At 43.6% G+C, this 13,571-nt stretch carries 14 protein-coding genes and 5 pseudogenes; 10 read left to right on the forward strand and 9 right to left on the reverse strand.

Annotated elements, in window-relative coordinates; genetic code table 11:
- Positions 1–36 precede the first annotated feature (36 nt).
- Complete coding sequence (locus ABRS97_RS14905; RefSeq protein ID WP_367815023.1) at positions 37–690, reverse strand: M48 family metallopeptidase; 654 nt, start codon at positions 688–690, stop codon at positions 37–39.
- Between the two features lie 159 nt (positions 691–849).
- Between ABRS97_RS14905 and ABRS97_RS14910 the strand changes: the two genes are divergently transcribed.
- The 3 genes from ABRS97_RS14910 to ABRS97_RS14920 all read left to right on the forward strand — a co-directional run bounded on the left by ABRS97_RS14910 (position 850) and on the right by ABRS97_RS14920 (position 2,134).
- On the forward strand, positions 850–1,170 hold the full coding sequence (locus tag ABRS97_RS14910; RefSeq protein ID WP_367815021.1) for an ArsR/SmtB family transcription factor: 321 nt from the start codon (positions 850–852) through the stop codon (positions 1,168–1,170).
- On the forward strand, positions 1,163–1,606 hold the full coding sequence (locus tag ABRS97_RS14915) for an SRPBCC family protein (protein ID WP_367815019.1): 444 nt from the start codon (positions 1,163–1,165) through the stop codon (positions 1,604–1,606). Before ABRS97_RS14910 ends, ABRS97_RS14915 begins: the two co-directional genes overlap by 8 nt.
- A 105-nt stretch (positions 1,607–1,711) precedes the next feature.
- Positions 1,712–2,134 (forward strand): cupin domain-containing protein, encoded by a 423-nt coding sequence (locus ABRS97_RS14920; protein ID WP_367815017.1) that lies wholly within the window; start codon positions 1,712–1,714, stop codon positions 2,132–2,134.
- Between the two features lie 157 nt (positions 2,135–2,291).
- On the opposite strand, the gene ABRS97_RS14925 is transcribed toward ABRS97_RS14920, so the two are convergent.
- The 4 genes from ABRS97_RS14925 to ABRS97_RS14940 all read right to left on the reverse strand — a co-directional run bounded on the left by ABRS97_RS14925 (position 2,292) and on the right by ABRS97_RS14940 (position 5,735).
- The gene (locus ABRS97_RS14925) at positions 2,292–2,750 is read right to left on the reverse strand and encodes a hypothetical protein (protein WP_367815016.1); all 459 of its coding nucleotides are present in this window, start codon (positions 2,748–2,750) and stop codon (positions 2,292–2,294) included.
- A 13-nt stretch (positions 2,751–2,763) separates the two neighbouring features.
- Positions 2,764–3,069 carry a hypothetical protein gene (locus ABRS97_RS14930; protein WP_367815014.1) on the reverse strand — a complete coding sequence of 102 codons (306 nt, stop codon included), beginning with the start codon at positions 3,067–3,069 and terminating at the stop codon, positions 2,764–2,766.
- 1,063 nt (positions 3,070–4,132) lie between these two features.
- Positions 4,133–5,038 (reverse strand): AraC family transcriptional regulator, encoded by a 906-nt coding sequence (locus ABRS97_RS14935; protein ID WP_367815012.1) that lies wholly within the window; start codon positions 5,036–5,038, stop codon positions 4,133–4,135.
- A 166-nt stretch (positions 5,039–5,204) separates the two neighbouring features.
- Positions 5,205–5,735, reverse strand: a complete 531-nt coding sequence (locus ABRS97_RS14940; protein ID WP_367815010.1) for a DinB family protein — start codon at positions 5,733–5,735, stop codon at positions 5,205–5,207.
- 251 nt (positions 5,736–5,986) lie between these two features.
- Between ABRS97_RS14940 and ABRS97_RS14945 the strand changes: the two are divergent.
- The 4 pseudogenes from ABRS97_RS14945 to ABRS97_RS14960 all read left to right on the forward strand — a co-directional run.
- Positions 5,987–6,217 (forward strand): annotated as a pseudogene (locus tag ABRS97_RS14945) (DoxX family protein); the annotation flags it as partial.
- Between the two features lie 82 nt (positions 6,218–6,299).
- Positions 6,300–6,628 (forward strand): annotated as a pseudogene (locus ABRS97_RS14950) (ArsR/SmtB family transcription factor).
- Positions 6,625–6,906: pseudogene (locus ABRS97_RS14955) on the forward strand (SRPBCC family protein); the annotation flags it as partial. The pseudogenes ABRS97_RS14950 and ABRS97_RS14955, both read left to right, overlap by 4 nt.
- Positions 6,907–6,975: 69 nt before the next feature.
- Positions 6,976–7,443 (forward strand): annotated as a pseudogene (locus tag ABRS97_RS14960) (YdeI/OmpD-associated family protein).
- Positions 7,444–7,494: 51 nt separating this feature from the next.
- Here ABRS97_RS14960 and ABRS97_RS14965 read toward each other — a convergent pair.
- Positions 7,495–8,694 (reverse strand): FAD-dependent monooxygenase, encoded by a 1,200-nt coding sequence (locus ABRS97_RS14965; protein WP_367815009.1) that lies wholly within the window; start codon positions 8,692–8,694, stop codon positions 7,495–7,497.
- A gap of 148 nt (positions 8,695–8,842) precedes the next feature.
- Between ABRS97_RS14965 and ABRS97_RS14970 the strand changes: the two genes are divergently transcribed.
- Positions 8,843–9,625, forward strand: a complete 783-nt coding sequence (locus tag ABRS97_RS14970) for a TetR/AcrR family transcriptional regulator (RefSeq protein ID WP_367815007.1) — start codon at positions 8,843–8,845, stop codon at positions 9,623–9,625.
- An 85-nt stretch (positions 9,626–9,710) separates the two neighbouring features.
- Here ABRS97_RS14970 and ABRS97_RS14975 read toward each other — a convergent pair whose 3' ends face one another.
- From ABRS97_RS14975 to ABRS97_RS14985, 3 genes are all read right to left on the reverse strand, one after another.
- Positions 9,711–11,087 carry a sensor histidine kinase gene (locus ABRS97_RS14975; RefSeq protein WP_367815005.1) on the reverse strand — a complete coding sequence of 459 codons (1,377 nt, stop codon included), beginning with the start codon at positions 11,085–11,087 and terminating at the stop codon, positions 9,711–9,713.
- Positions 11,084–11,761, reverse strand: a complete 678-nt coding sequence (locus ABRS97_RS14980; RefSeq protein ID WP_367815249.1) for a response regulator transcription factor — start codon at positions 11,759–11,761, stop codon at positions 11,084–11,086. Before ABRS97_RS14980 ends, ABRS97_RS14975 begins: the two co-directional genes overlap by 4 nt.
- A gap of 250 nt (positions 11,762–12,011) precedes the next feature.
- Positions 12,012–12,539, reverse strand: a complete 528-nt coding sequence (locus ABRS97_RS14985) for a P-loop nucleotide/nucleoside kinase family protein (protein WP_367815003.1) — start codon at positions 12,537–12,539, stop codon at positions 12,012–12,014.
- 113 nt (positions 12,540–12,652) lie between these two features.
- Here ABRS97_RS14985 and ABRS97_RS14990 point away from each other — a divergent pair.
- A pseudogene (locus tag ABRS97_RS14990) lies at positions 12,653–12,784 on the forward strand (IS6 family transposase); the annotation flags it as partial.
- A gap of 86 nt (positions 12,785–12,870) precedes the next feature.
- A complete protein-coding gene (locus ABRS97_RS14995) occupies positions 12,871–13,545 on the forward strand; it encodes a DUF4386 domain-containing protein (protein WP_367815002.1) in 675 nt (224 codons plus the stop codon).
- The last annotated feature ends 26 nt before the right edge of the window (positions 13,546–13,571 follow it).

A 13,571-nucleotide genomic window follows, 5' to 3' on the forward strand; every position in this document is an offset into this window, starting at 1 on the left:
GATGAAGTTGCTTCGTCCCACTCTCTTCGAATCGCCTCAAAGCGTCATTGCTTGCCCATGCCTTGCCAAATACGCTTCCTTCTCTTTATAATCCGGCATTATGCTTCCCACGCGTCTCCAAAATGACCGATCATGATTCATATGAGTAAGATGACAGAGTTCATGGATGATTACATAATCAATAACTTCAACTGGAGCCATGGCTAAACGATAATTAAAGGTTATATGTTTATCAGAGCTGCAGCTTCCCCACTTGGTTTTTGACTCTACGACTTCAATGGTTTTTGGCTTTACTTTCAGCCTGGTTTGATATCCTTTGATTCGCTCCCCTATAATTTTTTTGCAGCTTGAGAAATAGAACTTCTTAAGATTAATTTTCAGTTCTTCTTCATCAAGCTCGTTAGTCTCGATTAACTCGTGGAGAAAATAATAGTTTCCAAGATGAAGGAACTTCCCTTTTTCTTGATACTCTCTTGTTTTAGGGACCTCTCGAGCTTCCGCAATCATATGTAATTGTTGCAAAATCCTTTTTCCATGATGTTTTACAGCGCTCGCAACCGTCTCCTTACTTGCATCATTAGGAGCTTTAACGGTTATGAAACCCATCGAATCGATATGAATTGATATCTTTTTTCGAATTCCATATAGAACATTAAATTCAATAGTATTATTTTCAAACTCGATTTTCATAATCATCATTCCTATACGTTATTTCAAATCACATCCCTATTATAACAAATCATGATTCAGTTCCAATATTTCAGGTTAACCTGTGCCGACTTTCGTTAAATATAGGAAGATTTTTTCCAGCTCTTGACATGCAATCAAAAGGTTGCATATAATAAAGTCATGGACAAACTATTTAAAGCACTTGCTGATGGAACTCGCAGAGAATTACTCGACCTCTTGTTCGCGAATAACGGACAAACCTTAGGAGAACTCTGTAAGCAAATGACCATCACTCGTCAAGCTGTTACGAAGCACCTTTTGCTGCTGGAAGAGGCAAATCTTGTTACTGTCGTTTGGCAAGGCCGTGAAAAGCTGCATTATCTTAACCCGATACCTATCGGGGAAATTTATGAACGCTGGATCGGCAAGTTCGAGCGTCACCGAATTGAGGCATTAAACACACTAAAGCAAGCCTTAGAGGAGGATTCTAAACATGAATAAAACTTCATTCGTTTACACGACTTACATCGCAACGACACCCGAGAAGCTTTGGCAAGCCCTAACGAACAGTGAATTCACTAAGCAGTATTTTTTCGGTCGTGAAATCGTTTCAGATTGGCAAGTTGGCTCCAGCTTTAAATTGATGAATAAAGATAAGGTAGATCATTATGGAGAAGTTCTTGTATATGATCCATATCGTTTATTCACGGTTACCTGGAGCGTCAAAGACGTCGAAGGAGATCGAAGCTCTAAGGTTACTTATGAATTAACACCCTTGAACTCTACCGTAAAACTGACACTCCTGCACGAGGATTTATTAGATCAGGATATTCGCAAAGATGAAGGCAAGATCGAAGGATTTAATAATGGCTGGCCTGTCATTCTCAGCAATTTAAAGAGCCTGCTCGAAACAGGCAGCACCCTGCCGGCCTTTTAATTTAAATTGGTTTAGGTTAATTCTATTGTAATACTCCGTTACGATGATGAACAAGTTGCCCCCGGTTAATGTTTGACAATCTAAATCCCAAGGAGTTGTTGAATTATGATAAATGGAGCAAATTTTAGTGTTGTGGAAGCGGGTTCTTTTAGCGGTCTTCTGAGTGTGACGGATGGTCCTGCTGCAGGCAAGTACTTTCTGAAAGACAAGCTGGGGCTGACTGGCATGGAAGTTTCTCTCAACCAACTGCCGGAGGGAGGGGCGGTCCCGTTCTACCACACACATCGCGAGAATGAGGAGCTATACCTTTTCATTGGTGGCCGCGGTCAGTTCCAAGTGGATGGACAGATTATTGAAGTCAAGGAAGGAACGACAGTTCGCGTAGGACCTGAAGGCGAACGCACGCTTCGCAATAACGGTACTGGGGATTTGTATTTCATCGTTATTCAAGCCCAAGCGGACAGTCTCCGCCAATGGGTGATGACGGATGGCATCATTCTGGATAAGCCGGTGACCTGGCCGGAATAGTGAATATATGTCTGGAAAAGCAAAACGAACAAGCGCAAATCGAAATAAGGGAACACAAGAAGGCCGCAGCGTGTGCGAATTACACATTGCGGCCTTCTTTCCCTCTCGTCGGAGATAGTGCCCCTCCCGAGGGGGATTCTTACGAGTTTTAACACCTTTAATTGGATGGAATGATTCGAATATCCTTATCCAAAGTGGCAAGCATCTTGAAATTGCGATTGAAAGTAAAGATGCGCTTTACCTGATAATAGGACATGATCACAGCCGTGAATGCTTCGCTGAGCGAGAAACGGAGCTCGGGCCTGTCCATAAGCAGTCTGCGTGATTCCCCCTCAAATTCGGGGCCGCTGGAGACGACCGCCAGTTTGCCTTTACTCACAGCTTTATCAACTGCATTCAGAAAAAATTCCGCCTGCTCATAGCTGTATGCATTGCGAAGCCATTCGTGAAGATCAAATATAATGGAGTTGGTCGTCATGTAATTACGTTCAAGATCATGCAAATCCAGAAACAGGGAACGGGCTTTCACATAGCGGGGGTCTTCAGGATTCATCAAAGCGGCTAAAGCCGTTTCATCCAGAAAAATTGCATCCTGAATGTTCAAGTGGTTATCCATAGGCCAACACTCCTTAATTCTCTAGTTTGCAAATACCATCCAAATACAGCAGCGGGTTATCTTCCTTTTGATCCACTGAGATGGGGGCTAATTCGTATGGGGCGCTTGCCAGGTATTGGGCAATTATTCCATTGACGATCGCTTGCACGTTCGTATACTGCATATCGGCAATTGCTTTCAGCTCAACATAATGTTGCGGATTGAGTTCTATAGTTTCCTCTTCTTCTTGTTCTTCACTTCTTGAGGAAATGAATTCGGAAGCGGTAGACTTCGCTTTTTCGAATTGATTTTGAATGAAGCGTTTGTAATTATTCGCCATCGTGATTCACCCCTTATGCGTAACTTTTATAACGATTCGTCGAATTTTGTCAATATCAGGGGGTACTGTCGGGCGGTAAGCCAGCTTCTGGCTTCCTGCAAAGTGATGGCGTCTTTCGAAAAAACCTTATTCTTAATTATTCGGAGTCTGTTAGGTTATAGAGGGGGGGACTGTGTGGAAAGAGCAGAAATTTGGGCAATTATTTCATTACTGGCATCCATCTTTCTGGATCCATTGCTTCACGCTTTCGCATTTGGGTCTGCTTATCCGCCTACGGATCTCTCGATTTTCCGCATCTCCTTCACTTTCAGGACAAGTCCCTCGCGATATTGCCCTAGACTAAGCTTCTCAAGTCATACCAGAACGCTTGAGGAAGGACTTTCACCCTCGAGAAAACAACTCTCCAAGCACTGTTGCGTATTTACCACGGTAGCGTCACCGCCGCTTGTATTGGTTTATTCATAGCACTACTGTGCTAGAGTTACGCCTGCCCGTCGCACATAAAAAACCTGAGGCTGTGTCTCAGGTCCTTGTCTAAACCCATACGTCCAGGCATGGGGAGGGAAATTGGGTATGGGATTTCAACCGCTTTTCCACCCCATAGCCATTCCCTTTCTGTTCTACTTTGTGCTGCCTTCTTCTCCTCTTTTCGCTAACCAATCCTCGATTCGGCATTCCTATCCATGAACCCACTGTAGATTCCGGGTACATTTCGCCTCCGCAAGCATCGCAAGAAAACCGAGAAGGTACTGCCGCTGCCGGGCCGCCAATCCCCACGTACAGCGATATCGACGGAACTACGAGGCCTTATTCCACGGTAACGTCCCTTTTCTCCCCCTGAAGAGGAACTAGGGTGCGTTAAATGAGTGAAAACGTGCCTGAAACCCAGCATTTCCTGCTCATAACGCACGGTAGTTCCGCGAAATGTCCCTACAACCGAAAATACCGCCTCTTAGCGCACCCACGTTCCGCTCACCCGTGCAAATAGACGATTTATCGCAGATAGAGGCGGTATAGGGGGATCCACAACACAAAGGCTGCCATCCCGGCAGCCCTGAAATCATTATTTCTGCATGACGGGGATCCAGACTTCGCAATAGGACAACCCACTCTCTGCAATTCCATACATTTCGAATTGGGGGCCGGACAACGGCTCATACGATGACATAGGAAACCATTCCGTGTAGATGCGCTTCCACAAGTTCTGAATCTGGGCAACCGTCTGGTCAGGGCTGTACGTCTCTGTCGTAAACACGGCCCATGTTAACTTAGGGATGTCCACCACCTGATATTCTTCTCTCGTCTTCAAGCCGGACTCCGGTGTGAATCCGCAAATCATATACGGAAAGCTGCAACTTCCTGTCTCATCTTCGCGGTAGCACATAACACCACTCACTGGCATAATGCCCCTGCTGGAATCCGTCCATACCCGGCCTGTTGCTTTCCCAATTCGTTCAATTGTGCCATCACTCTGGAATTTGTTCCACATTTCAGGAATACCCTTCAGATTCTCCCCGTTCTCTGTGGAGAAGATTTGTTCCATCCCGAAGACAGAAAAAGCATCTTTTTCGATAATTTTGTAGTTCATTTCTTCAGCTCCTCTAATTGTAATGTGAAAAGATAGCCGTGGATAGGACTTCAGGCTAATACCCATCTGGCGCGATAAAGTAGGGGGGACACCATGCATCCTCTGAAAGGCACGGGTAAACGCTTCCGGGGAGTCGTAGCCATACTTCAATGCTAAATCAATGACCTTGATTCCACTCTGCTGCAGATCGAAAGCCGCTAAAGTTAGCCGCCTTCGCCGGATATATTCGGACAATGGGATATCCACCATGAACGAGAACATCCTTTGAAAATGATAGACGGAGCAGCAAGCAATTCCTGCAACAGTGTTGAAGTCGATCTCACCCGTGAGGTTATCCTCGATATACGCAAGGGCACCGTTCATTCGTTTCAGCCAATCCATACCGTTTGCATGGCCTCCTTCTCTTACCCTAATCATAGAGCTTCTTCTTCCAGACGTCCTAACTATTCATGCACTAATCTGCAAGGTCAATCGTTGAACTGAGAAAGCCCCAACTGTTATTTTGGAGTCGACGGGGCACTATCACGGACTGAAAAAGACCGGATGTTTATTTCGACAGAGGAACTTCGCTATACCACCTTCTAAGCTGATTAATTTGAGCTTGATGATAGCGGCTATGGTCAGCCATGTGCCATAAGCCCCAACGTAGGGTTGCTTGCTTTTCATTTTCATGTCCGAATGTGACAACTTTATCCAGATCAGCATCTGTTAATTGTGTACATGAATCTTTCAACATGCTTAATACACCTTCATAATTAGACATAAGTGTGTTCAAAGACATTCCTTTGACCATCGGAAGCCTATTATTTTCATCTATCATGGGACCATATTGTTCTTTTAAAGACTGAGGAAGTGGTTGTCCCTTTACTCTATAAACCCAATTCAGATCAACATACATGATATGTTTGATTAACTGAGCAGTACTATTAAAATTGTTATTAGATCCCTTGTAATCTACTTCTTCTTGCGACATGCCAGCAGTGATTACTTGTAGTCGATGGCTATTCTCTTTTACAGCGGAATATAAAATTCCAACAATAGGCGCCATATTGGCTTCACCTTGTAAATCGTAAAGCATCCTAGTTCGGCCTCGCTTTCACAAAAACAAATTAATGTAACAATAGCATAACTATCCACTTTTTCATAATAGTGATAATATCCGCTTTATTCTAAATGATTGCAAAAATATATTTTAATATCCGATTTGATACTTTAAAATGTACTCTCTTCTCCGAAATTTTCTTTTTATAAAACGTTGTTAACATGACACCAAACGGTGTCTTATAATCAAATAGTCACCATATGGTGTCTAATTGGAAACTCACTTGAATTCTCGGGATTTGGAAAGTGCTTGGGGCCATCGCTCTCGTCGTGCCAGGTTTTCCTCGGCTTAAAGAATGGGTTCACGCTGGTATCTTCTTTTTAATGACCGGTGCGGCTTTATCTCATGCGTTTGCTAACGATTATGGTGATTACGGGTTTCCTATTATCCTTCCGCTTTTCTATGCTGCGCTCAATATCGCCTCATGGGCGCTACGTCCAAAGAGCCGCATGCTTTAAAGAGGTGGTAAAATCAACGGCTCTCCCTTCGTACTACCAATAAATTTCTACTACAGAAAAATAATATTTTGGAGTGGGTGCTATGAGCGAGAACAACCAGTTGCGGGATGTATTTGACGCGATTGCAGATCCAACCAGGCGCCAACTGATTCGCCTTTTAGCAGAGGCAAAAGAGATGCCTCTACATGAATTAACGACACAGTTCTCAATGGGCCGGACAGCGGTATCCAAGCATTTGACTATACTTAACGAGGCCGGACTGGTACTTGACCGAAAAGTCGGCAGAGAAACGCGATTTAGGCTGAACGCCGCTCCACTCAGAGAAATTCAAGATTGGGTGGCTTTCTATAGCAAGTTCTGGATACGAATATGTTGCGTTTGAAACAGCTACTAGAGGAGGAAGAAGAATAAGTTTAACATTAACCTTGGATTTTCAGTACAAGACATCGATCGAGAAGCTTTGGTCCGCCTTAACCGATTCAAGCAAGCTTGCCAAGTGGGTGGTCAACATCCACAGCGGTCAGGCAATGGATAATGATTTTAAGCCCGTCGTAAGGCACCATTTTCAGTTTCGCACGCAGCCGACCGAATGGTGGGATGGAATTGTTGACGGCGAAGTGCTTATCGTGAACGCACCAAACCAGTTGTCCTATACTTGGGCCAGCGGTGGAGAGAAGCACACGGTCACCTGCCGGAAATTGAGAATGATCATTCCAGACTGTCAGCTGAACGAAAAAATTGATGAGGGGTGTTCCTTGATGACAAATAGTAGATTGAAACCTGAAGTTGATCAATTTTTAAGTAAAGCCAAGACGTGGCTAGAAGAATATGAGAAGTTAAGGGATATCGTGCTTGACTGTGGGCTGACCGAAGAATTTAAGTGGATGCATCCTTGTTACACGTTTGAGAAAAAAACATCGTTTTAATCCATGGATTTAAAGAATATTGTGCGCTACTGTTTCACAAAGGTGCCTTGTTACAGGATGCCCATGGAATGCTAACCCAACAAACGGAGAATGTACAGGTAGCGCGCCAGATTCGGTTCACAGATGTTCGAGAAATAGTTGAAATGGAATCCATCTTGGAAGCCTATATTTTATGAAGCCATTGAAGTTGAAAAAGCATACATTCTTTATTTTTCTGAACCCAAACAATCCAAAACTCGAGAGTCGAGGGTTGAAAAATGTATGCAGCAAATTCTGGGTGGAAAAGGATTAAATGATTAGTAGATTCGATAGGAAAATAAATGAATCATCGCTAAATGATAATTCCCCAATCTACGAGTACCCCTTTAACTCAATTCCGCCCGCGGCTTTTACTATCATTTTCGAAATGATGGTAAACGTGGTTTTCATCAAGAAAGGTACGCGAAGCATCCAATTTTGCAGCATGATTTTTAAGCTCGAACTGGCGACCATTCCACCCGCTGCCGTGCGTCCGATTTTCTGATTCCTCTCCACGAATGGTCTCATCTCTTGTTCATAGGCTGCAAAAGCTTTCGTATAATTGCCTTGCGCGAGCTTGAGTTCGCCGGCCAGCACATACGCGCCTACGAGAGCGAGGCTGGTGCCTTGACCGGAAAGGGGCGACGGGCCATAAGCTGCATCTCCTACTAGGGCAACACATCCCTTCGACCATACAGGCATATGAATTTGGCATATCTCATCAAAATAAAAATCATCCGCATCTTTCATGGCATGCAACAACTTCTGGGTTTCCCAACCTGTTTCACTGCCGAAAGTATCGGCTACTAGTTTCTTCTGTTCTTCCGGATTGTGCCGGTCGTATTGGAGTGGCCCCGATTGAAATATAAACATTCCCTTAGCTTCTGTGTTGTCATTTGCGCTATAAATCCCTACAGTCTTGCCGGGTGTCGTGAAAAGTTGTTGGCTATGATTGAGATTGAGGAAATTGCGAGTAGTAAATATTGAAATGTAACAGCCCAGTGAACGTTTAAACTGTTTCTCCTCCCCGAAGATCAGCTTGCGTACATTAGAATGAAGGCCATCCGCCCCGATCACCAAATCGAATGTCTGCGGCTTGCCATATACGAAGTGGACTTCGGCGCCCTCTTCATCCTCATGAATGGCTGTTATCGAATCGTTCCAAATGTAGTTTACCGTGTCTTTTGTTAGCCGGAACATAATTTCGGTTAAATCATCACGCATGACCTCGATGTCCAGCCCCGTCTGGTTGCCTATACTCGCTTCACTTATTTGACCTTTGATCTTGCCATTATCATTTACAAAATAGACACCGGTCATATGCGTATCGGCGGCTCGAACTTGGTCGAGAATGCCCATCCGTTCCAAGACCGAAATTGCCGCTCCACGAATATCAACCCCGAAACCTCCCCGACGCAACGAGGCAGCCCGCTCTACAATCGTCACCTCAAAGCCGTAGCGGTGGAGCCAATAGGCAAGCGCCGGCCCGGCAATACTTGCTCCAGAAATAAGAACTCGCTTCATTTCTCCCATAGATCATTTCACCCCATAATTTATTCATATATGGCAAAAAGGAAAACCATCAATAAAAACTGTGTATTGCATAAACAGTATATTATATATACAATTTAGAAGCAACCACTTTTTTACAGTTCTTGTCTTAATATGGGGTGAAGCAGATATGGATAACAAATTTGAAGAAGTATTACCTCGCGGTGTAGCGCTCAGCTGGGGGTTAAATAAACCGACACAGCGAGGACCGAAGCGCGAAATAAGTCTTAAGCAAATCGTAGATGCAGCCATTGCCATAGCTGATAAAAACGGTCTTTCCGCCGTTTCTATGAACAAAGTCGCCGAATCCTTTGGATTTACAACCATGGCCCTCTACCGATATGTTCCCAGCAAAGAAGATCTCGTCCTTCTTATGCAGGACGCTGTATTTGATATCGCTATCCCGGAACAAGACTCCGATCATTGGCGAGAAAATATGATTGATTTTGTTATGACCCTTATGCAATGCTTTCAGAATCATTCCTGGTTATGCGACATCCCCGCCTCAGGAATCCCGATCACCCCAAATCATCTGCGCATTGTAGATTGGGCTTTGCGGATAATGTCACAGCTTTCATTAGATCACCATGAGAAAATCTCCATCGTGGTTCTGTTAACCAGCCATGCACGCGTGCATAGCTTTTTTCAACGGGATATGAATCGAGCCGTCAAGACAGGTGTTCATACAGGCCCTGTCCCCGGAGCGAGTTATCATGCAGCGTTGGAACATCTTGTTACTTCAGAACGATTTCCCTATTTGCGGCCTGTCGTACTTGCTGGCGCTTATTCACCCGACGATGATAACAGGAATGTCAGTGTATATGGGTTCGAATTTGATTTCGGCCTCGAAAGAATATTGGACGGAATTGAGCATTATGTAACTTCAATGACAACAAAGTATACCGGGCCTTAACAACCCTCATTTCTCGAATAGCCAGATACATGTTGCCTCCCTCCTCTTTTTGACTAAAGTATAGGAAGCGAGAATGAACAACATGTTACAGATGAGGAAGCGCCACAGTAAAGAGCGTTCCGTTATTCGAACTGGCCACTTCTATGTGACCTCCGTGGATTTGGACAATTTTCCTTACAATAGCAAGTCCAAGTCCCGTTCGGCCGGAAGAACGTTCCCGTGCAGCGTCCACCCGATAGAACCGATCAAATATGAAAGGTACATGCTCCGGGGCAATTCCGTTTCCTGTATCTCGAATAGAAATCAAACTATGCGAGCTCGTTTTCTCCGCTCGAATATCAATAGTTCTTCCATTAGGAATATGATTCACCGCATTGCTAAGCAAGTTCATCCATACTTGCATGAGCAATACCTCGTCCCCGTGAATCTGGATGGAATCGGGCACGGAAATTTTAAGCAGCAGCTCCTTTTCTTCCAATTGCCATTGTAGTACTTGAACCGCTTGGCGAATTTGACTCCGAAGTGAGAAGGTGTTTTTGGTTAAAGCCTCTTGTCCTTGCTCCAATGACGAGAGCAAAAGAAGTTGTTTGCTAAGCAAAGAGAGATGGCGGCTTTCTTCTTCGATAATGAAGGCGTAGTGTTCACGATCTTCCTGGGGCAGATCACGCTCAGCCAGTACTTTTGCGAACCCTTGAATTGAAGTGAGTGGAGATTGAATTTCATGCGATACATTCGACACAAATTGTTGACGTGATTGATCAACTCGCTCCAATTCGCGACTCATAATCATGAAATGTCCGGCCAATTGCCCGATTTCATCACGTCTATTGGTCGGTAATCTAAGATTATAGTTGCCTTGGGCAATTTGTTTTGTCGCATCGGACAGGCGTGTAATCGGCTTAACCAAATATCTGGTGCTGATTAAAAAAAACAAGATGCTTATTAAAACAGTGAACAGACCGATCAATGCAAAGAAAACGCGCAATTCTCCAAACTGTAACATCACATCGGGGCGCATAAATAATGCATATGTTTGATTACTGATCTGAACGGGTATACCGACAGTATTGCTTAATCGATTATCGAAGAAGCCGGATATAAACAGTTTGTTTGGGAACTGAGCGACACCGTGATACACCCCGCCGCCAAGTACAAGCTCTATGGCATGCGCGTCCAAATCCTGCGCGCGAAATTCACGGCCATAGAACCGGTCACCACCTTGACCATCGATCAAATAAATTTCATAACCAAGCGCCGCTGCATTTTGCAAATAATGCTCCATGCTGTTAGGCGCATCCTCAACGTATTGTTTCATTTGCTCCGCAATGACTACCAACTTCTCATCATTGTAGGGCTTCAATTTCACATGATAGTAGGTATTCGATAATATAAATCCCAGTATGCTACTAGCAAAGATAACAGCTACTGTAATGATGAAAACTCGGAAGTACAATGATCTCACCGCGCTTTCACCTCGATCTTGTAACCGATGCCTCGAACCGTCTGAATGGCGAAATCCTCCGTATACTCGGCAAAACGTTGGCGCAACCGCTTAATATGGACATCGACAGTTCGGTCATCGCCTTCGTAGTCTGCTCCCCAGACGAGGTGAATCAGTTCATCCCGGGAGAACAGCCGCCCCGGATATTGTGCAAGCTGCGAAAGCAGCTCGAATTCTTTCAACGGCAAATAAAGAACGGATTGACCATCGGAAACCTCAATATTTTTCCGGTCGATAACAATTCGATTCATCCGAATCATGTCGCTGGAAGTTCGATTGTAGCGGCGAAACAGCGCTTTGACCCTGAAAACCAGTTCTTCTGGCTCGAATGGCTTCGTAACATAATCATCTGTCCCGCGCTTATAGCCTTGCTCCTTGTCCGAAAGTTGATCCAGAGCAGTGAGCATTATAATCGGAATATCGTAGTTCATCCTTATATACTCGCACAGATCTAAACCGTCCATTCCGGGCATCATAACATCAATTACGGCTAGATCTATATGGGTTTGTGCCATCAGTTTGACCGCTTCCACCCCATCTTCGGCCTCAATCACCTGATAGCCTTCTTTAGTCATGGCATATCGAAGGAGGGTTCTTATATTTGCATTATCGTCAGCTACAAGCAGATGCTTGATCATTCTATCCAACACAGTCCCTTCATGTATGGGTGAAACAAAACTTAGCTACACCAACATTAACACGATACAAGGAAACCGCGCAAAAAGTAATGGAACTAACACCGGCGGCATATAACCATGAGACGTTTTTTTCGTGTGGGTACAGAGTCTTGCGTTGCACATAGCTAAAAAAAGAGGTTGCCGTTCCCGCGGCAGCCTCTTCATAATTGAACTCTTGTCTCTTTTAGCTGAATGTCCACCCTTATTTTCAATCGACCAATCTGTATTGTTTATTGTTCATAATCTCCTCAATAGTCACATGGATAGCATCACCTCTATGCTGACTTGTATCAAGCACATGGTTACTTTTTAATCCTGATTCCTTAAATTCTTCGATTAAAATAAGACACCGTTCCCCCATCTGATCTTCGGGTCGTCTAAGCTGGTCTCTACTTAACAGGATTTCAGGCTCAGCCCATAAAACGGTATAGACTACATTTGCGTTTAACTCTTTTAGCCTCTCCCTTAGCCAATAAGCCTCATTTGGGAAAGTAACGTAATCAACAACAACATTAATACCATGCGAAACGAAATTCTGAGTTAGACTCAAAATATTACTCCAAATGAGGGATAACTCTAACTTACTCTCCCAAGGCTTATGGCGACTGTTGACATGCATATGGCTTACATCATCACCTGAAATATAAGCACTGTTTTTCAAGGCACTAACTAGCGCCCTCGAAGTCGTTGACTTCCCGACTCCTGCTGGCCCCGACAATATATAAACCGTTTGCATTAAAGTACCCTCTCTTTGCAAAATAGATATGGGTAATTTTACCACATTTCACGAGGAGATATGGCATTATTATTCATCTGTATTTTCGGTTCTGGTGCAAAGACGACCAAAAAATGAAGTCAGCACCAAATCTATTCAACTGGAAACTTTTCGATGTTGAAATCATATTATTAACGGTGAGATGGTATCTTCAATATCGTTTAAGCTATCGGGACTTGGTAGAAATGATGTCCGAACGAGGCATCTAAGAAGTAACCAGATAATATAACATCTAGTCTAAATATGCTGAAATATTATGAGGAAGAAATAAAGGGAAAGAAGGGATAGAAAAATGAATAATCATAAAAGGATTGCTAAATTTGTTGGAGTGTTATTTATAATTGGGACAGTTGCAGGCATCCTTAGTGTAGTATGCAATGGATCGATTCTTGAGAGTACTGATTTGCTTACGAAAGTTTCAGCAAATGTAAACAAAGTCCTACTAGGAACAATCTTTATTTTGATCATGGGTATTTCGCTTGCTTTAGTTCCGGTAATAATCTATCCCATTCTAAAAAAGTATAATGAAACTTTGGCTCTAGGGTATGTTGTTTTCCGAGGAGCACTTGAGACCTTTACCTATATTGCGACTGCTTTAAGCTGGCTTTTGCTTGCCGCATTAAGTAAAGAATATGTAAACACAGCTTCTCCAGACAGTACTAGCTTTCAGAACATGAGTAACCTGTTAGGAAATGCAGTTGAACAAATCCAACCAATTACAACGATTATATTCAGCCTTGGTGCCTTGATGTTTTATTATGTATTATATCAATCAAAGCTAATACCACAATGGCTATCGGGTTGGGGTTTTATTGGAAGCATTCTCTACATAGCTACAGGTGTTTTTGCCTTGTTTGGAGCAACATTTTCTATTTTAATGATGCCACTTGGTTTGCAGGAAATGTTTATGGCAGTGTGGCTTATCGTAAAAGGATTCAATCCATCTGCAATCGATTCAAAGTCATAGGAGAAGAGGTGTGTGCAAACAATTAT

Source organism: Paenibacillus tabacirhizosphaerae (assembly GCF_040812395.1).
Classification (GTDB): Bacteria; Bacillota; Bacilli; order Paenibacillales; family NBRC-103111; genus Paenibacillus_E.